The following is a 17,421-nucleotide window of genomic DNA, read 5'->3' on the forward strand; positions in this document are numbered from 1 at the left end:
GGGGGGGGGTCGCGGCGCGCGGTGACTTCGGGCTTACACAGCCCGCTGACATCGTGGCAGCGGCCCCTTCCCTTTCGGCCTACCGCTGATCACCAACAGATCGGGAAACCGCGATGACAGGAACTGACGACGGCGTTGCCACGACGCGTTCACCCGAGGTAGCAGTGATCGGGGGCGGGATCGTCGGTCTCTCGACGGCGTACGCGCTGCGGGAGCAGGGCGTGCCGGTGCGCTTGTACGAGGCTGGTGTGCCCGGGACGGGTCAGTCCGCAGGCGAGTCGCGGATCTTCCGGCATGCCCACGACGACCCGCGACTCGTCGCTTTCGCGCGCGAAAGCCGCGGCGTATGGGATGAGTGGTCCGAACACTTCGACGTCGAGCTGGTCTCATCAGACGGTGTCCTGGCGATCGGAGACAGCGCCCTGGCGCGGCTGCGGGTGCTCGACCAGGTCGGCGGCGTGGTAGCGCACGAGATCGATGCGGCCGAGGTCGCCCAGCGGATGCCGCTGCTTGCTGGGTACTCGGGGCCAGCGGTGCTCGACGAGTCGGGCGGCGCGATCCGCACCCGCGCCGCGATCACGGCACTAACGGGTGCCCTCGCAGATGCGGTCACCACCGGTGAGGTCATCTCCATCGATCCCCGCGCCGACGGGACGGTCGAGGTGCGCAGCGTCACCGACCGGGCTGTTTACTCCAAGGTGATCGTGTGCGCCGGCCGCGAAACCGCCCGCCTGGCACGCAGCGTCGGCCTGTCGCTGCCGGTTCGCCTTGCCGCTCACGTCAGGCTGACCTTCGACGTGAAAGCCGCCGCCCCGGAACGAGTCGCGTGCCTGCAGGACAGCAGCGGCGTCTTCGGCGAAGTCGGCGTCTACGCGACGCCGCTACCGGGCAACAGCAGCTATTCGGTCGGACTCAGCGACACCGTCCGCGTCCGCGACGACGGAACTTTCATCGACCCGGCGGCGATTCGATCGCTGGACGAACGCGCACGCGAGTACGTGACACGGGCGCTGCCCGGTCTCCACCCGGAGCCGCGCGACTTCCTTCACTGCTGGGTGACCGATCTCCCGTGGAGTGAGGACGGCGTGGCCGTGTGGGAGGCAGGCTCTGTCCTTTTTGTGGCCGGTCACAATTTGTTCAAGCAGGCACCTGCGCTGGGTCGCGCTCTTGCCCGGGCTGCGACCGGCGGCGGTCTCCGCGCCGAGCTCACGCACGAAGCGCGCCTCGGCGAGGCCCAGAGCTAGGGCATGTCTCCCAATCGCGGGGGTGGCCCGCAACTCTGGACTCGTCGCGATGGGGTCACGTTGGTGGCTGCGTGCAGTGCGGCGGTGAGGTAGCCCGCGGAAGCACCGACACCTTTGTCCGCGACGACGCACCGCGACCTCAAGGACGGTGGGTCGCCACCCCAGCGGCTCGTGCGCGAGTCGACGGATGACCGTGTCCCGAGCAGCGCCCTCGGCGCCGCAGCGTCGGCACCACTCATCAGGGGTCAGGACCCCCGGCAGGCGAGTCAGAGCGAGTCGAGGTCGAATCTTGCGACGTTATCGGCCGCGCGCCCCGGCACTGCAGACCGCTTCGTGCACCAGGCCGGAGCCTAGACAGGCTCGCTCGGAGCCATCCTCGGCCTTGAAGACATCGAACACCATTGCGTAGCCGTCCTCGTTGGTACCCAGGTCCACGCCGCTCGCCGCGGGCGTCGAGTTCGGGGCCGAGGAGCAGGTGTTCTGGTGCTGGGTGTGGGGAAAGGCAGTGGAGAACGTGTATGCGCCCTGCCCTGATTGACGGGGTCATCGTCAGTAAGCTCATGCCATGACCCTCAAGTACATTGGTGGCACGCTGCCGAAGATCGGTGTCTACGCCATCGGGTTCGGCTCGCTCACCCGCCTCCCCTCGGGGAGCTGGGACTTGAACGCCAACACCGTCTCCTCCGTTGACATCGTCGGAACCGGCAAGGAATACAACTACGCCGCAGGAGGCGCCGGGATCGTCGCTGGCAGCATCATCGCCGGGCCCGTCGGAGCCCTGGTTGGCGGACTGGTGCCCAAGGCCTTCAAAGACGACACGGTACAGTTCCGCATCAACTTCCGCGACGGGAACATCGCGCACTTCTCAGGGTCTCCACGCGAGTACAGGAGCGCGCTGAACGCGTCGTTCAAGGGGCACACCGCGGCCCCCACGACGCTAGCTTCGCCAGTTCCCACTCCCGCCCCGGCCGGAGTGGATACTGAAGTCGTCAAGCTCCGCGCCGAAGTAGCCAAGCTCCGATCTGAGCTCGGGCTCGCCACGACCGAGGTGGAGCCCGAGGCCGTGACGGCTCCCGCACCAGCTCGCGCTCCGGTGGACCTTGAGGGTGACCGCCGAGCCGAGGACGTAGAAGCAGTAAGGCGAGGTGTCGGGATGTCGCCGGAGGAGAAGGTCGCGCGTCGCGACTTGCCGAAGCGCACCGACGGCATCGCTACCCGACTCTGGTTCGAAGGCGTCGCCGAACTCGAGTACGTGAAGGCTCCACCTACGGGGGAAGACCGGAAGGCTCGGAAGATCCGAGAGGCTCTGAACGCCGCGCACCGCGCCACCTACAAGAGTGAGCTTTCGGTCGAGAAGAAGAAGATCGAGAGCGTCATCCGTAACCTCAACCTCCCGTTCAAGGAAGGTCTGTTGCTGCTGACCGAAGTGGGCGACGAGTTCCGCAACCGCACGCTCCGCTGACAGCGAGGGCCCTCTCTGCCGCTCCAACGTTAGTGCGCATGCATGCTGACCGTTCGGGACAGCGGAGGCGTGACGTCCGCCACGGGCTCAGCTGCTCCACGACCAGGCGTCGTGTCGGGCAGCCAGTAGCGACTCCTCGAGACGCCCTTCGCAGAGCTGCGTGATGTTGCGGGATGAAGCCGCTTCGGGCAGCGCCACGTTCTACCACTGCGCCCAGGTCCAAGGGTCGTTCGCCCCGGTCTGCAAGACGCTGAGCACGTCCTGCAGGCCTGAGTCGGCCCTGCTAGCTGAGGCTCGCGGGTTAGGAGCTCACATACCAACGGCACATCCTCAGACCGATAAGATCAGGCCGTGCCTCAGGAACGCGCTCGTCCTAGTAGACCGCTGTGTCGATGACGGTGGCGGACTTCTGCACGCACGAGTGGTCGTGGGAGTGCGAAGGTGAATGTGAGCATTGGTGCTGGCACTCGCACGAGTGGGAATGCCTACAGTATGAGTGCGACTGCGAGAGCGTCGAAGGCGCCGTCGATGACTCGTCCGGAGCGGGCGAAGCGGACCTCAGGCTGAGAGACCTGGCAGCTATCGCCGCCATTGGAGGCCTCGCGTACGGCACTGTACGACTATTCCAGAAGCGGCGCGAAGGCAAAGGTGAAGCCGCGGATCAATCTTCCCAAAATGCCGACGCAGACAGCCCTGGGACAGTCGTTGACGCAACGCCGATGATGCCCTCAGCAGGCTGGTACACCGACGGCGCAAGTGTCGGGCTACGTTGGTGGAACGGCGCCGCATGGACGGAGCACCGTCAGTCGGCGCCTACGATTCCTGCAGGGTGGTACGACGACAGGGTCGGTTCCATCCGGTGGTGGGACGGAACGGGCTGGACGGGTCACGTCGCACCTATGCCCTGAGCGGTGCCCAGTGCTACGGCGCCTCCGCATTCCACATACCGGCGTACTCCTCGGCCACGGACTCCCAGGCGACTCGCGCTGCAATGGTCATGTCCGGCAGACGGGAGGAGCCTGTCGCGCGGACAACGAAGTCGTGAGAAATGGGCCGACGCGCGTGGTCTTCCCTTCCTTCCGGATCCAAGAAGCGAATCGCCAGCACATCACCAACTCGTCTCATGACCGTGCGTTGCTCAGCCACCCCATCGAACGCGTCTTCGTAGACCGGGAGGGGATCGTCGTACCCGCCATCGCGGAGGAAACGGAAGCCCCACTCTCGACCTCGCGTCGCCCAGATGTATGAACCCGGCTGAAGCATCACGTCAGGCTCCGAAGGAGAACATCATCTTCCTCCCCCTTATCCAAGTCCATCTGGAACTGCGTCAGCGTCGCAGTGACGAAATTGTGCTTGGCAAGCGCCTGCGCGTTCAGCTCACGGAGCTTGTCGCCGGCCATCTGAGCTGCTTCATCAATGACGTCTGGGCTTAGCATCGCGAGGACGGCACCGAGCTTGCCCTTATTCTGCTTGCCGAGGAGCGCGGCGGCTAGAAGCTTTGACCCGCCGCTGATGATGCTCTGAGCGACCTTGGTCGGAAGCTGCCCGAGCCTCGCCCACTTCGCATGGCGCTCAAGCGGAAGCAATGCGGCCACGGGCAGAACGAGGTCGATCCCGACGCGCTTGTCGACTTCGATCTTGTTCGGCTCGAACTTCGCTGATGACAACAAGAGGAAGTCTTCGGCGACTGACATCGCGCTTGGATTCTGAACGAAGCCAGCGAGCACCTTACGCAGCTCGTCGAGGTCGTCGGCGGCGTTCAGGTCGAGCAGGTCTCGGAACTTGAAAACGTCCATGTGAGGAAGCAGGTCCGCCTTCGACAGCGCCACGATCCAGATGCGCGGGAACTGCGCAAGTGGCGTCCCCTCCTCGAGCAGATCGTCCTTGAGCGCGAGGAGTCCGTTGGCGTAGTTGCTGAAGAGTGACTTCAAGTAGCGTTCTTCGTCGCCTGCATGATCCAGTAGGCGCTGACCATCGACGAGCAGCAACGCAACGTCTGACCCGAGGAGTGAGCGAAACGTGTCGACGCGGCGCCGTGCCTCTTCGCCACTCGCACCCTGCTCGAACCAATCACCGGGGTAGTCGTGCCAGACAAGTTGCAACGCGTGGAACGGTTGCGCCTTGGACGCCTTCTGGTTTGGCGGATCCTTCAACTTGATCGAGAAGGCGTATGACGTCGCCGCAAAGCGGGTGAGGTCGGGGGCTCTGGCTTCGTCTCGCATACCGAGATAGTTGCGGTTCAGTCGGGCGCCTTGACCGATGTCCTCGGCCACGACGCGATAGAGGCTTTGCTTCAAGAACGATGCTTCCTGCGCCGCGCCATAGAAGGACGACACCAGCACGGTCTTGCCGCTTCCGCTTTCCCCGAACACGGCGATGTGCTGTTCAAGCGCAGATTTCTTCTCTTGCATGGGTCCCAACGTAGAGCACGTCTATGACAACCGGCCGACAGTGCCGCAACGGCGCGGGAATCCGTTGTCTCTCGGACGCCTAAGGCCTCTGCCGACGAACTTCGCCAGGGCCGGCGCCGTCGCCCGCCTGGCCAGAGCGGACGCTGTCGCGCCCCGCAAGCGGCTGATCATCGATTTGCTCATACGCCGACTGCATCTCTGCGGTCACGTCGTTGCCGAGCGCGCGCACCTGGGTGAGGCTGGGCTGGCGGCCCGCGACGTGCGCGACGAACCGCACGCGCTCCTCGATCAGGGCCGCTTCGACTTCAATGGCCTCAACGATGTCGAACTCGGCACCGAAAACGAGGAACACTGCGGTGTCGTAGTCCGCGCTCCGGAACGGGCTAAAGCGCGCGCCGGGCCCGGCTGCGCGGTTGGCCATCGCCTTCACCTGGATGCGCCAGCCAGCGGCGGTGGTGATGTCGTGCGACTTGGTCGAGTTGGGTTCCAGTACTCCGCCACGGGCCAGCCAGACAACGTGCTCTGCGATATCGCCCAACGGCTTGTTGTTCGTCCGTACCAGGTCGCGCCGCCGAAGTTCATGCACGACCCTCGCCTCTAGCTGTAGCAGGTGCCGAACCGGCAGGAGAGTGATGTCAGGCAGGGTGGTCATCCGCCCAGTCTCTCGTACCGGCGGCAGCGCTGACGCTGCTTCAGCGAACGCTGCGGTACCGAGGCGCCCGCTCCCGTTCTGCCAGGATGAGCATATGGTCACGCTGGACGATGTCGCGCGCGGGCTGGCGACAGATATCGACCCCGATGATGCCGAGCCGGAATACCTGGCGTTGTATTCAGCGGAGGCCCCACCGCTCGATGGCATCTTCGCGGTCCTACACGAGAGGCTCAACGGCCACTTCCGGTTCATGAACACGAAGATGACCATTGGGCGTCACTTCAACGCGGGCGACAGTCGTGACCTCATGGACCTGATCCAGCAGATCAGCGACATGAGGAAATCGCTCAAGCGTGCCGGTGTGACCTTCGAGGTGCGCGAGGACTACAGAAAGCTCATCGAAGAGTGCAAATCGTTCCTGGTCTACTCGGGAGGAAGTCCGATCCCGGACTCAGTCGAACGAATAGAGATCGAGCGCTACGAGGCCGTGATGTTCACCTCAGCGCCAGCTCCACAACGCAGGAGCGATGCCCCGCCGGTCCTCACACTCGTCGGGGAAGGTTCCTTCGCGCTGGTACACAAGTACGACGACGCACTGTACAACGAAACGTTCGCGGTGAAGCGAGCCAAGGCCAACATCTCCGAGCGAGACCTCGCTCGCTTCCGAGCAGAATTCGAACTGCTGCGGTCAATCCGTTTCCCCTACATCGTCGAGGCCTATGACTACGATCCGAACCGCAACTCATTCACCATGGAGTACTGCGATGAGACCTTGGGCGAGTACATACGTAAGGGGAATTCCACTATCACCTGGCCAACACGCAAGCGTGTGACCCTCCAGTTCCTGTACGGGCTCAACTACCTCCACCTCCGCGGCACGCTCCATCGGGACATCAGCCGCAACAACATCCTCATCAAGAAGTACGACATGGGCGCCGTGCTCGTGAAGCTGTCAGACTTCGGACTGCACAAGCATCGGGACTCTGAGTTCACGCGGACGGAGACGGAGATGAAGGGATCGATCATCGACCCGCTCCTGGAATCCTTCAGAGACTTCAAGCCCACAAACGACATCTACGCCGCAGGGGTAATCATCTCGTTCATCTTCACTGGCAAGACCCGACTGGGTGTCGCCAGCGGCCCGGTCGGTGACATTGTGAACCGCGCGACCAGTCTCGACGAGTCCGCGCGGTTTGGCTCCATCGCCGACATGATCTCAGCCGTTGAGGCTCTGGAGGCGCCTCTCTCTGCGTCCGCCGAAGCCAGCGTCTAGCATCGCCCGTCCGCAGTGCAGTGGGCTTTCGGAAGGGATGATCTCTGCCGGTCGGCGAAAAACGGTGACATCGCATCTCGGGTTCGCTTCGACTTCGCGCAGTGGCGGGAGAAGCGCACGTAAGTACGCGTTGCTCAGGGCGCGCGTCAGGCAGGCGAACAGACTGAAAGCCCGCCACCCGGAACAACCTTGATGATCTCCCGAACCTGGAGGTATCAGCGGGTGTGACGAGTTGGAGCTCGCCCGTCGACGCCTCCGGCCCGAACACTAACCCGTGGCGGCCTCTTGGATCGCCGCCGCGAGGCCGTCGTAACCGACGACCGCGGTAGCGAGCTGTTGCGCTCGCACCCAGGTGAGAGTTGACTGCCCAGTTGCCTCTAGCGCAACGCGCGAGACCACGGCGAATCGCCAATTCCCGATGTCGAGTTGATCGAACTGCTCTCGCCCGGCGAGATTCGCGGCGAGAACGTACACGTCGGCGTTGTAGGTCGACTCGGCGGCGTATGTGTTCGTCACAGGGTCGAGGAGCTTTCCACGAAGACCTGAGAATGCGAGCGTGGACGGTTGGCGCTGCGCCCACCGCTGCACGAATGCGCTGGACTTCACCTCGATGCGGATGTCGCCCCACAGGACGTCGAACGCGTCCCACTCGACGCGCACCGGCCGCTCGACCCCGGTGGCACGCCACACAAGGTACTCGGCCAGCCACCCACGGACATTGTTCGTCGTCACGTCGGGCAACGCGAACCGCCAGAAGTCAGACACCGACGCGTCAAGTCCGAGTAACTTCTCGTCTCCGGTCAGCGGATCCAGAGGAGGCGGCTCGACCATCGTCATGCCGTGAGCCTATCCGTCGTAGAGCTCCATCGGGACTGGGGTCGGAGCGCCCTCGTCAGTGAGGTGACGGCCACGTTCGACGACGACGACGAGCGCGGCGCTGCGCTATTTGCCGGGGGCATGCATGCGTGCTGTGGGGCCGTACGCGGCACCACCATCTGCTTCACATGTGCTGGTCCGACTCGGCGATTGCTTCGCCGATCTCGCGCATGCGCTCCTCGATCCGGAGTCGCGCGACGACCGATGTGGAGTGCTCGCTGCAAAGCCACTGGCCATCGAAGTTCTCGCCCGTCCGCGTCCGACACCGGTCCCCGAGGCTGACGTGCTCACACCGCGCACTTGGTGCTGGACGGAGACGGTCGGGGGCATTCGCGGCGTACGGCGAACTCTCCCATCTGTACGGGTGCTTTGAGCAACGCCATTCGAACCAGCCGCCATTGGCGAGCCCGTCGAGGTCGGGGGCCCAGACGCTGCGTTCACGCCAGCGACGGACCACGACGATGTCCTGCGTGCTGTGGTTCCGTCCCCACTCTTCGCGGCGACAGTAGGTGCATTCGCTTGTCAGTGGATCCTTGTCATCGCCGCGGTCTTCGATGTCGAGGATCGGGTAGGGCGTGTCGATGAGCATGTCTTTGAAGAGGACCATTAGGACTCCTTACCAGCGAAGAGGCTCGTTCTCTCGATTTCGCCGCGCAATCGCGTCCACTGCTCGGCGCATGCGGGGCTGATGCGGTAGTAGACCTCGCGTCCTCGGGCCGGGCGGAGGTCTTGGCCGGTTGCCCTCGTGAACGGCGCGAGTGTTCCCTCTGGCAGGTGCGCGTTGATGTAGCGGTAGAGGTGTGTGCGGAAAGTCGAGATCACCGATGGCGTCTGTCCGGTCCACTCCGCCAGTTCAGCGATGCTGAGCCACTGGCCCGCCGCGCCGTGCTCTACGACGGCATCCATGATCTTGACGTAAACACGCGCTGTCGTCGTGGGGGCTGATGCGAACCGCTCGACTTGTTCGTCAGGCCATAGCGGATAGTCGGGAATCCCGTCGTCCGGAACGGCTGTTCGTGGGAGGCGGTTCGGCTGGTCGGTGATGAGAAAAGCCGCGAACCTTCGCACTTCGTCGGCGATTTCCGACGGTACGTCGATGGTGATGAGGTTGCTCATGTTGCAGATCCTACTTCAAGTGCTGTACTCCACCAACATACAGTGCACCATACGGTGTGAAACCTTCGTGGGGTCGCTGCTTCGACGCTTGTTGCGCGTTGTGCGTGGGTGAGCTCAGCGCCTGGAGGTGGAATCTGGCATCACACAGTGTGCGTCTGCCGGGCGACGGGGTGAGCGGAGAAGCTTCTTCTCCGGGTGAGGCGGCCGCGTCGATACGATGTGGGGAAGCATCGCGTCGGGTGAGGGTTCACCGTCGGCCGACGGCACACTGGAGGGGCGACATGGGCACTACCACCGAGACTCGTGCTGCGTTGAAGACATGGCGCGAGGGGCTCATCGGACTGGATCGACGAAGCCGTCTCCTTCGGTTCAAGGCTCCCAGGACATCCTCGCTGAGCTTCGATGCTCCCTCCGCGGACGCCATCCTCGAACTGCTCCGTTCCGGAAAGCTGCAGAGCTTCGTCGGCGACATCATCGACGCGAACAGCGGCGAAGCGCGCCCGGCACGCTCCGGGCCGCTTCTTCACGTTCCTCGCGCAGACGCGGAGATCGGTCCTGTGGTCCGCACTCTGATGCGCCGCGCGAACGAAGAGTTCCTCGACCGCGGCCTCTCCGTGCTCTACGTCGCTTTCGGCATGCTGAAGTGGCAAGACGTAGACAAGACGGACATGACCAGTCCGCTCTACCTGCTCCCCGTTGAGTTGGTCCCGGAAGGGCCTCGAGCTACCCCGAGGATCAAGGGCGGTGAGGACGACGCCGTCCTCAACCCTGCCCTTCCGCTGCGCCTCAACGAGTTCGGGATCACTCTTCCGACGTACGAAGAGGTCGAGGGGCTGACCGTCTCGGAGATCCTGTCCCGCTTCACCGCAGAACTCGGCAAGGCGAAGGATTTCAAGGACTGGAGCTTGGAGCCGGAAGTTCATCTCGCCACATTCTCCTTCGCCAAGGAGGCCATGTATAAGGACCTCCTCGACAACGAAGCGACCATCCTCGAACACCCGGTGGTCCGTGCACTGGCGAACGGCGGTCCCACGAGTCAGAGCGATGAGTTCCAGTTCGACCCTGTTGATCCCGCCGACATCGACGAGGTCGCCCCGCCGGAGCGCACACCGCTCGTGCTCGACGCGGACTCCTCTCAACGTGCCGCTGTCGCAGCCGCCTTGGCCGGACGCAGCTTCGTGATGGACGGACCGCCAGGAACGGGGAAGTCTCAAACCATCGCCAACATGATCGGCGCGCTCATGCACGCCGGCAAGTCGGTGCTCTTCGTCTCGGAGAAAATCGCCGCACTCGATGTGGTGAAGAACCGCCTCAAAGACAGCGGTCTCGAGAGTTACCTGCTCGAGCTGCACTCTCACAAGACAAACCGCAAAGACGTCGCATCCGAACTCCTTCGCACCCTCGACAACGTCGCCCAACCGCCCCACGCGATGAGCGCCCCATCTCGCTCAGCCCTTGAAGACCGTCGCCGCCGACTCAACTCCTACGCGCTGGCGATGAACGAGCTTCGCTCACCACTGCAGGCATCGCTTCACGATGTCCTTGGTGAACTCGCCGAGCTCGTCCACGTGCCCGTTGCTCCCGCTCCGGGTCGCCCACCTCTCCAACTGTCAGAAGAGGGGCGCGCAGCACTCGGCGACACTCTCAGTCGCCTTGAACGAACATGGCGCCCCGCTGCGCAAGGCTCGACTTTCCTTTGGCGCGCTGTCACGGATCCCTCCTCGCTCGAATCTCGCCTCTATTCCGCAGTCAGCGCCCTGGAAGAGCTCCAAGGCACGATTCGCCTCAATGACGATGTCGTCGATTCGTTCGGACTGCGCACGCCTCGCCAAACGACGACGTTGATGGAGTTGCTGGATCTCCAACACGTTCACCGTCCCGGCTTCGTCAACGATGCATGGCTGACCGCAGTCGACCAGACTTCCATCCACGCAGATCGTCAACGCCTAGGCGATCTGGTCACCACGTACCAGCGCGCTGCTGACCTCGTTCTCGAACTGGCGGGTGTCGGCCACGAGCAGCTGCCCATCGACTTCCCCGCGCACTCGGAGGCCATCGCCGTTCGCGGGGCAGTTGACCTCGCCGGGCTCACCGCGCAGACGCTGAGAGGCACCGCAGACTCCTTCGCAGCCAGGGCGGTATCGCTCACAGCCGCGATCAACGCCGTCGGCAACCTCGCGCACCTCGTCGGGGTGGGCACCCCTCTTTCCTTCGCTGACGCAGACCGTGTCGTGCGCATCACTGAAATACATCGCGAGTTCCCCGGCATCGAAGCCGCTTGGCTCACAGCCTCCGGTCTCCACGCAGCCCGCGAAGCCGCAAACACTCTTCGTCTCGAAGCTCTCGCGCTCGAGCGAAGCGAATCACAAGCGAGCGGACTTTTCACCCCGAGCGCTCTCACGGCACCGCTGCGGGATCTCCAGGAGCGCTTCGCCAACCTCCACACCGGACTCCGAAAACTGTCCGGCGCGTACCGTACCGACAAGAAGGCGCTCGGAGCGCTCCTCGCCGACGCGAAGGAGGTGAAGTCAGGCATCGCCCACCTTTCGGATGCCATCGCCTGGTCCGATGCCGTCGGAAAGTTCGAGGCCGCCGGCGTCGCCTCCGGGCATCTGCTCGGGCGATGGTGGCAGGGACGGTCCACCGACTGGGAAGCGGTCGACCGATACCTCGGAGCGGCCGAGGAAGCCATAACTCTCAGCGGTGACATGGTCTCTCGCTCGACGGTCGCCTACCTGGCTTCCGCGACGGTTGACCCCGCTGAGGCGGCAGTTGCGGAGTCCGTGCGTCTCGAGCTCGTCAACTGGCGAGCAACTGTTGCATCGCCTCCTGCTCTGGCCGGGCGACCGGAACTGCTCGTCGAGCAACCGGCGACTTCGGTCGCGTGGCTGTCCACGCACGTCGCCCCCATGAGGAGCGCCGCTGAGCGGATCGAGTCGGTGTCAGCCCACACCGGCAGAGAGCACACTCTTGAAGATGCTGACGCGGTCATCGCTGCAGTCCAGGATGTGCGCGCTTGTACGCGAGAGCTGGACTTGGCGACGACCGACCTGAGCGCCCAGTTCGGAGACCTTTACCAAGGCGCCCGCACCGACCTCACCGTCGTGGACGTGGCACTGGGATGGGCGGGGAGAGTTCGCGAGCTTGCGGGCGCTGCGCTATCGCCCCACCAAGTTTCTGCTCTGGTCCAGTCCTCTCCCGTAGGCAGCCTTGAGTCTGTCCTCCGCAAGTGGGAGAGCGCGCGCGACGAGATCCTCAACGCGTTCGACTCGTCGCGGACGGACGAGCTGAGGGAGGACTTCGGCGACTTCGTGACTGCCTTCGAGCTTCTGAGCGACTTCCAGTCCGACACCATCGGTCAACAGGAGTGGTTCGACTATCAGGCAATCCGCGCCGAGCTTCGCGAACTCGACCTCGATGAGACCGTCAACTTCTGTATCGAGCAGCGCTTGCAGGCTGCGGACGTTCCGAAAGTCATCGAGCGTGCATTGCTGCGCGCGTGGGCGGACGAGCACATTCGAACTGACACCCGCTTGCATCCACTACTCGCCGCAGACCGAGAAGCCCTCGTCGCCGAGTTCCAGAAGCTCGACCGAGAGATCGTCGCAGCAGCCACCAGCGACATCATCCAGTCCGCGAACACGCGGCGGCCCGCGAACACCTCGCTGGGAGAGCCCGCCCTCATCCGGCGGGAGGGCATGAAGCAGAAACGCCACATGGCGGTTCGCAACCTCATCACCCAGGCGCGCACCGCGATTCAAGCCATCAAGCCCGTTTTCATGATGTCTCCACTGGCGGTCTCGCAGTACCTTCCGCACGACCTGAAGTTCGACGTCGTCATCTTCGACGAGGCATCCCAGGTCACCCCGGGCGACTCCATCAACTGCATCTACCGCGGCAGATCCTTCATCCTCGCCGGCGACGACAAGCAGCTTCCACCGTCGCAATTCTTCGAACGGGCGGTGGAATCCGACGACTCCGACGAAGAGGACTCGGACGTCAAAGACTTCACCTCGATCCTCGAACTCGCCAAGTCCTCCGGTGCCTTCCGAAACCTGGGCCTCAGATGGCACTACAGGTCACGTCACGAAGCCCTCATCGCCTTCTCGAACTACCGGTTCTACGAGGGGCACCTCGTCACCTACCCGTCCGCGCAGGACGAAGGACCAGACGTCGGAGTCGAGTTCTTCCACGTAGACGGGATGTATCGCCGAGGCGGGGGAGCAGACAACCCGAAGGAAGCCAAAGCCGTCGCCGAAAGAGTCATTCAGCACTACCGGACAAGACCCGGGCTCTCCCTCGGCGTCGTCACCTTCTCCGTCGCGCAGGCCGACGCCGTCGTGGCCGCGGTCGACGAGCTTCGTGGGCAGCACAGAGATCTCGATCCTCATTTCGACAAGAGCGACCGACTCAATGGATTCTTCGTCAGGTCGCTCGAGTCGGTTCAAGGTGACGAACGCGACGTCATCGTCTTCTCCATCGGGTACGGCCCAGACGAAGCGGGCAAGATCTCCACCAACTTCGGTGTCCTCAATAAAGACAGGGGATGGCGTCGCCTCAACGTGGGAGTCACACGCGCAAGGCAACGCATCGAGGTCGTCGCATCCATAGACGCAGGCGATATCCCACAATCCACGAATGAGAACGTTGAAGCCCTGCGCTCGTATCTAGACTTCGCACGCAGAGGCATCTCTGTACTCGGCACGCAAGCCTCAGTGACGGGGCTCATGCCGGACTCCCCGTTCGAAGAATCCGTAATCCGGGCGATACAGTCCTGGGGCTATGTCGTGGAGCCCCAAGTGGGGGCCGCAGGCTTCCGCATCGACATCGGTGTGCGACACCCCGCCAAGCCCGGCTCCTTCGCCCTCGGCGTCGAGTGCGACGGCTACCAGTACCACTCGGCACCCGCCGCACGTGACCGGGATCGGCTCAGGGACCAAGTGCTCTCAGGCCTCGGGTGGACCCTCCACCGGATCTGGGGCACCGGATGGTACCGAGACCGTCATCAGGAAGAAGAACGCCTCCGGGCGGCCATCGAAGCCGCGGTCACGGGAACTGCGACCCGTAAGCGGAACTTCACAATTCCGCGCGCGACGGTTGAGACGACCGCGGCGGAAGTCGAAGTGCCCTTCACCTGGGCTGTCGACTACATCGAGGCGGAACCGGTCGCGTTGCCCTACTGGGTTCAGCCAGCAGAGCCCGGCAACCATCTCCACCTGGTTGAACCCCTCAGGGCGCTCGTCCTGGTTGAAGGCCCTGTGCACCTCGACACCGTCAGCGAGCGGATCCGAGAATGGTGGTCCGTCGGGCGAGTCACCGCTCGACTCAAGGAAAACATCGACCTAGCCATCACCAAAGCGGGCCTCGCCCGAGAAGGCGATTTCGTCGATGTGAAAGACCGCGCGGTAACCAAGGTGCGGTCACGCGACCACAACCGCAAGCCAGACCAGGTCCACCTCGACGAGTTCGCGCTCGCCGCCGAGATGCTCGTACGAGACGTCGGTGGAGCGTCACGTTCAGAGGTGGTGAACGCCATCGCGCGCCAGTTCGGCTGGACGCGGACGGGCGCCATCGTAGACCAGCGCGTGAATGCAGCTGTCGACCGCGCCGTTGCCCGCGGGGTTCTCGCCGAATCCGGCGATACCTTGTCGGCACCACCAGCTAAGTGACGCAGTCGGCCATCGGCCTACGGACTTCGATGATGATGGCAGCAGCTCGAGGCAAAGTTCTCGCGCGAGTAGGAAAGGAATAGGCGATGGTGTACGACAGCACACAGGTCGAGAAGCTCAAGGCCCTCGTGAGTGCATTCGCAACTGAGCTGGATACAGCCGCAATGCCCTACATCAACGAAGGCTTGACTGAGACGGTCACGCTCACACAGATGTCCGATGCTGACAGAGCATCGGGAAAGCTCGGGTGGGGACTTGCGGCTTCGTCTGGCGCTGAGCCGAGCATGCTCTTCACTTACTCCGATCCTGCGGCTCTCCGGCTCGAAGCCACAGCTATGAAGCGCAGAGGTGAGTACCTCGCGTCCGCAGAGAAGCTCATCGAGTCCTTTCGGCTAGAAGGCCACTTTGACCTCGGCAACCTCAGGAACTTGTGGAAAACAACTCTCTGCGGCGGTGATGCCCGAGGGGCGGTCGCCCTCATTAGGGCCGCCGTTTCTGTCTACGAGCGTTACGACGCAGCGAGGCTGTACGAGCAGTTGCCATACCCGCCGCAAGACGATCTGGCAGACGTTCTCGGCGCTTTGCAGACAGAGGAGTCGTGCGCATCGCGGCTTCGCGACTTTTCAGGGAACCCCAACTACGTGCTTCCTAGGCCATATCGGCAAATCGTTGCCGACCTTCGCGCAACCAACGTGCGAGAAACAGTTGATACGTCTGCAGCGACCCCGAAGTCGACAGGCGGGTGCTACATCGCTACGGCCGTCTACGGAAGCTACGACGCGCCTGAGGTGATGGTGCTTCGTGAGTTCCGAGACGAACGCCTTCGGCGCACGGCGCTTGGCCGAACTTTCATCGCAACGTACTACGCGCTTAGCCCCTCGCTAGCTAGACGACTGCCAAGGCACAAGAGACTGAGTGCTCGGATTCGAGGAATGCTCGACTTTGTGGTGGACCGTCTTCGTTCCAATGACGGAGGCAGGGATGATGAGGTCACCCGCGCTACCGATGGACTCGCAGCACCGAGGAGAACATGCATTCGCTCAGGCGTCGAACGGACGTTCGCGAAGAATGGTGTTGGCAGACTGTGACCGTGATCTTCGGCCCTTTTCCTTCTCCTACTAGCGCTCCGTTCGCGATGGCGGCGCCGCCCGTTCAAGTGGAGGTGGTGGGCGACGAGTTCCTCGCAATACTGGGGCTGGCAGTGTCTGTAATTGCCGCCGTCGTCGGCCTCTTCGCCGCTGTCGCCGCGTGGCGTGCCGCTACCGCCGCTCGAGACGCAGCGCGGGTCGGCGAGAAATCGGCCGAGCATGCGGCCAACGCTGCCGACGCAGCACAGAAGACCGCGGAGTATGAGCGAGCGACCTTCGAACTAGCCCACCAGCGAGATGTCATGAGGCAGGCTCTCGCGGTAGTCGTGTCGTGGCGGGGTGAGTTCAGCGGTGGCTTGACCCACGGAGCGACGGTGGAAGTTCAGAACACCAGCGGGCTGCTCATCTCCCAGCTCGAGGTGTGGGCTGTCAAGAACGGTGAGCGTGTCACAGAGGTGAAGAGCATGCAGGACCTCGGAAGCGTGTCCCAGACTTTCTCGCTAGCGGCGACGGTTCCCTTCGTCGACTTCTTCGCTCCCGCCGAGAGTAAAGGTGTTGTCCGGTTCACTGACTCCGTAGGACTGCGCTGGGAGCGTCGAAGCTATGAGGCTCCCATCAGTGTGGACGAGATCTCGAAGCATTCCTAGCCAGCGGCATCCGTCGTCTGCGTGACCGCGTAGGCAGACCTATGGTCAACCGGCGCGGGAGCTGTGACCAGGCCGTAGTCTGACTGCCCAGGAGCGGGACTGGTCCCCGTGCCCGGACGATGCTGCGGAGGCTGGCGGCACCACAGGAAAATGGTGAGGGGTTCATGGGAAAGTGGCCTCACGTTCGACGTACGTAGCCTTGCCACAGCGGGTTGTGCCAACAGCCCACCATTTGAGGGCCGGAATCTCGCAAGAGGTTCCGGCCCTTCTGCCTTCCCGGGATCGCCGAGGGCACGAAGAGGGCACGCCTTATGCGGCCCTCCGCGGCCGTCAGCGCGTGGGAAGGAGCTCCGCGATCGTCCCCTGGGGCGCGCCGACCAGAGTCTCGCAGGCCTGTGCCAACCGGGCGGCGAACAGCGCGGCGTCGGTACGGCGCGTCAGCGCATGCGCTGCGATGCCGTCGATCATCGCGAGGATCTGCCAGGCCACGGCATCCGTGTCATCCGTGCGGAACACGCCGGAGCGCCGGCCCTCCTCGATGAGCTGCGCGATGAACGACTGCCAGGCGCTCATCTGCTCGTCGATGGTCACCGACAGCGCTGCGCTGCCGCGGCCGAGGGACCAGGCGTCCACCCACACGAGCGTGATGTCGTCGTGGCCGCTGCTGAGGACCGTGGAGATCATCCGTGCCATCCGTGCCGCCGGCTCGCTCTCGGTCTCGGCCTGGGTGCGGACGTCGTCCAGTTCGGATGCCGTCAGCTCGCGGAAGGTGCGCGCGACCAACTCGTCCATGCTCGATGCGTAGTGCGAGACGAGCCCCGGCGCCACCCCTGCCCTGCCGGCGACCGCCCGCAGCGTCAGCGCGGACAGTCCCTTCTCCCTGGCGATCGCGATCGCGGCGTCGTAGATCTCGCCGGCGCGCTGCTCCGGCGTTTTCCTGGTTCGGGGACGCGTATCGGGTGTTGACATGGTGCCTCCAGTGT

At 63.8% G+C, this 17,421-nt stretch carries 13 protein-coding genes; 7 read left to right on the forward strand and 6 right to left on the reverse strand.

Annotated features, from left to right (window positions below; translation table 11 throughout):
• The first annotated feature begins 113 nt into the window (after positions 1 to 113).
• The 3 genes from AB0N68_RS08790 (at position 114) to AB0N68_RS08800 (ending at position 3,614) form a co-directional block, all read left to right on the forward strand.
• Positions 114 to 1,244 (forward strand): NAD(P)/FAD-dependent oxidoreductase, encoded by a 1,131-nt coding sequence (locus AB0N68_RS08790; RefSeq protein WP_174235357.1) that lies wholly within the window; start codon positions 114 to 116, stop codon positions 1,242 to 1,244.
• 565 nt (positions 1,245 to 1,809) lie between these two features.
• The gene (locus tag AB0N68_RS08795; RefSeq protein ID WP_105950083.1) at positions 1,810 to 2,706 is read left to right on the forward strand and encodes a hypothetical protein; all 897 of its coding nucleotides are present in this window, start codon (positions 1,810 to 1,812) and stop codon (positions 2,704 to 2,706) included.
• A gap of 722 nt (positions 2,707 to 3,428) precedes the next feature.
• Positions 3,429 to 3,614 (forward strand): DUF2510 domain-containing protein, encoded by a 186-nt coding sequence (locus tag AB0N68_RS08800; protein ID WP_105950811.1) that lies wholly within the window; start codon positions 3,429 to 3,431, stop codon positions 3,612 to 3,614.
• A 354-nt stretch (positions 3,615 to 3,968) separates the two neighbouring features.
• Here the strand turns inward: AB0N68_RS08800 and AB0N68_RS08805 are convergent, their stop codons facing one another.
• Complete coding sequence (locus tag AB0N68_RS08805) at positions 3,969 to 5,117, reverse strand: TRAFAC clade GTPase domain-containing protein (protein WP_363332549.1); 1,149 nt, start codon at positions 5,115 to 5,117, stop codon at positions 3,969 to 3,971.
• A 79-nt stretch (positions 5,118 to 5,196) separates the two neighbouring features.
• Positions 5,197 to 5,769 carry a hypothetical protein gene (locus AB0N68_RS08810; protein WP_199787649.1) on the reverse strand — a complete coding sequence of 191 codons (573 nt, stop codon included), beginning with the start codon at positions 5,767 to 5,769 and terminating at the stop codon, positions 5,197 to 5,199.
• Between the two features lie 94 nt (positions 5,770 to 5,863).
• On the opposite strand from AB0N68_RS08810, the gene AB0N68_RS08815 reads away from it, so the two are divergent.
• Positions 5,864 to 7,042: a protein kinase family protein gene (locus AB0N68_RS08815; RefSeq protein WP_158698549.1), complete on the forward strand. Its 1,179-nt coding sequence runs from the start codon at positions 5,864 to 5,866 to the stop codon at positions 7,040 to 7,042.
• 267 nt (positions 7,043 to 7,309) lie between these two features.
• Here AB0N68_RS08815 and AB0N68_RS08820 read toward each other — a convergent pair whose 3' ends face one another.
• The 3 genes from AB0N68_RS08820 to AB0N68_RS08830 all read right to left on the reverse strand — a co-directional run bounded on the left by AB0N68_RS08820 (position 7,310) and on the right by AB0N68_RS08830 (position 9,034).
• Positions 7,310 to 7,879, reverse strand: a complete 570-nt coding sequence (locus tag AB0N68_RS08820; RefSeq protein ID WP_105950079.1) for a hypothetical protein — start codon at positions 7,877 to 7,879, stop codon at positions 7,310 to 7,312.
• Positions 7,880 to 8,042: 163 nt separating this feature from the next.
• Complete coding sequence (locus AB0N68_RS08825; protein ID WP_105950078.1) at positions 8,043 to 8,525, reverse strand: hypothetical protein; 483 nt, start codon at positions 8,523 to 8,525, stop codon at positions 8,043 to 8,045.
• Positions 8,525 to 9,034: a hypothetical protein gene (locus AB0N68_RS08830; protein WP_105950077.1), complete on the reverse strand. Its 510-nt coding sequence runs from the start codon at positions 9,032 to 9,034 to the stop codon at positions 8,525 to 8,527. The genes AB0N68_RS08825 and AB0N68_RS08830 overlap by 1 nt, the downstream gene beginning before the upstream one ends.
• Positions 9,035 to 9,315: 281 nt before the next feature.
• On the opposite strand from AB0N68_RS08830, the gene AB0N68_RS08835 reads away from it, so the two are divergent.
• From AB0N68_RS08835 to AB0N68_RS08845, 3 genes are all read left to right on the forward strand, one after another.
• Entirely contained in the window at positions 9,316 to 14,703 is a 5,388-nt protein-coding gene (locus AB0N68_RS08835; protein ID WP_126892907.1) for a DUF3320 domain-containing protein, read from the forward strand.
• Between the two features lie 86 nt (positions 14,704 to 14,789).
• Positions 14,790 to 15,791 carry a CFI-box extended C-terminal domain-containing protein gene (locus AB0N68_RS08840; RefSeq protein WP_126892908.1) on the forward strand — a complete coding sequence of 334 codons (1,002 nt, stop codon included), beginning with the start codon at positions 14,790 to 14,792 and terminating at the stop codon, positions 15,789 to 15,791.
• 2 nt (positions 15,792 to 15,793) lie between these two features.
• Positions 15,794 to 16,438 (forward strand): hypothetical protein, encoded by a 645-nt coding sequence (locus AB0N68_RS08845; RefSeq protein ID WP_149085713.1) that lies wholly within the window; start codon positions 15,794 to 15,796, stop codon positions 16,436 to 16,438.
• A 330-nt stretch (positions 16,439 to 16,768) separates the two neighbouring features.
• On the opposite strand, the gene AB0N68_RS08850 is transcribed toward AB0N68_RS08845, so the two are convergent.
• Positions 16,769 to 17,407 (reverse strand): TetR/AcrR family transcriptional regulator, encoded by a 639-nt coding sequence (locus tag AB0N68_RS08850; protein ID WP_268777334.1) that lies wholly within the window; start codon positions 17,405 to 17,407, stop codon positions 16,769 to 16,771.
• Between the last annotated feature and the right edge of the window lie 14 nt (positions 17,408 to 17,421).

It is taken from the genome of Microbacterium meiriae, assembly GCF_040685015.1.
Lineage (GTDB): Bacteria > Actinomycetota > Actinomycetes > Actinomycetales > Microbacteriaceae > Microbacterium > Microbacterium meiriae.

What these genes read in the sequence shown, in the direction of transcription:
- AB0N68_RS08790 (WP_174235357.1), top strand. Translation starts at nt 114, where the DNA reads ATGACAGGAACTGACGACGGCGTTGCCACGACGCGTTCACCCGAGGTA.
- AB0N68_RS08795 (WP_105950083.1), top strand. Translation starts at nt 1,810, where the DNA reads ATGACCCTCAAGTACATTGGTGGCACGCTGCCGAAGATCGGTGTCTAC.
- AB0N68_RS08800 (WP_105950811.1), top strand. Translation starts at nt 3,429, where the DNA reads ATGCCCTCAGCAGGCTGGTACACCGACGGCGCAAGTGTCGGGCTACGT.
- AB0N68_RS08805 (WP_363332549.1), bottom strand. Translation starts at nt 5,117, where the DNA reads ATGCAAGAGAAGAAATCTGCGCTTGAACAGCACATCGCCGTGTTCGGG.
- AB0N68_RS08810 (WP_199787649.1), bottom strand. Translation starts at nt 5,769, where the DNA reads ATGACCACCCTGCCTGACATCACTCTCCTGCCGGTTCGGCACCTGCTA.
- AB0N68_RS08815 (WP_158698549.1), top strand. Translation starts at nt 5,864, where the DNA reads ATGGTCACGCTGGACGATGTCGCGCGCGGGCTGGCGACAGATATCGAC.
- AB0N68_RS08820 (WP_105950079.1), bottom strand. Translation starts at nt 7,879, where the DNA reads ATGACGATGGTCGAGCCGCCTCCTCTGGATCCGCTGACCGGAGACGAG.
- AB0N68_RS08825 (WP_105950078.1), bottom strand. Translation starts at nt 8,525, where the DNA reads ATGGTCCTCTTCAAAGACATGCTCATCGACACGCCCTACCCGATCCTC.
- AB0N68_RS08830 (WP_105950077.1), bottom strand. Translation starts at nt 9,034, where the DNA reads ATGAGCAACCTCATCACCATCGACGTACCGTCGGAAATCGCCGACGAA.
- AB0N68_RS08835 (WP_126892907.1), top strand. Translation starts at nt 9,316, where the DNA reads ATGGGCACTACCACCGAGACTCGTGCTGCGTTGAAGACATGGCGCGAG.
- AB0N68_RS08840 (WP_126892908.1), top strand. Translation starts at nt 14,790, where the DNA reads ATGGTGTACGACAGCACACAGGTCGAGAAGCTCAAGGCCCTCGTGAGT.
- AB0N68_RS08850 (WP_268777334.1), bottom strand. Translation starts at nt 17,407, where the DNA reads ATGTCAACACCCGATACGCGTCCCCGAACCAGGAAAACGCCGGAGCAG.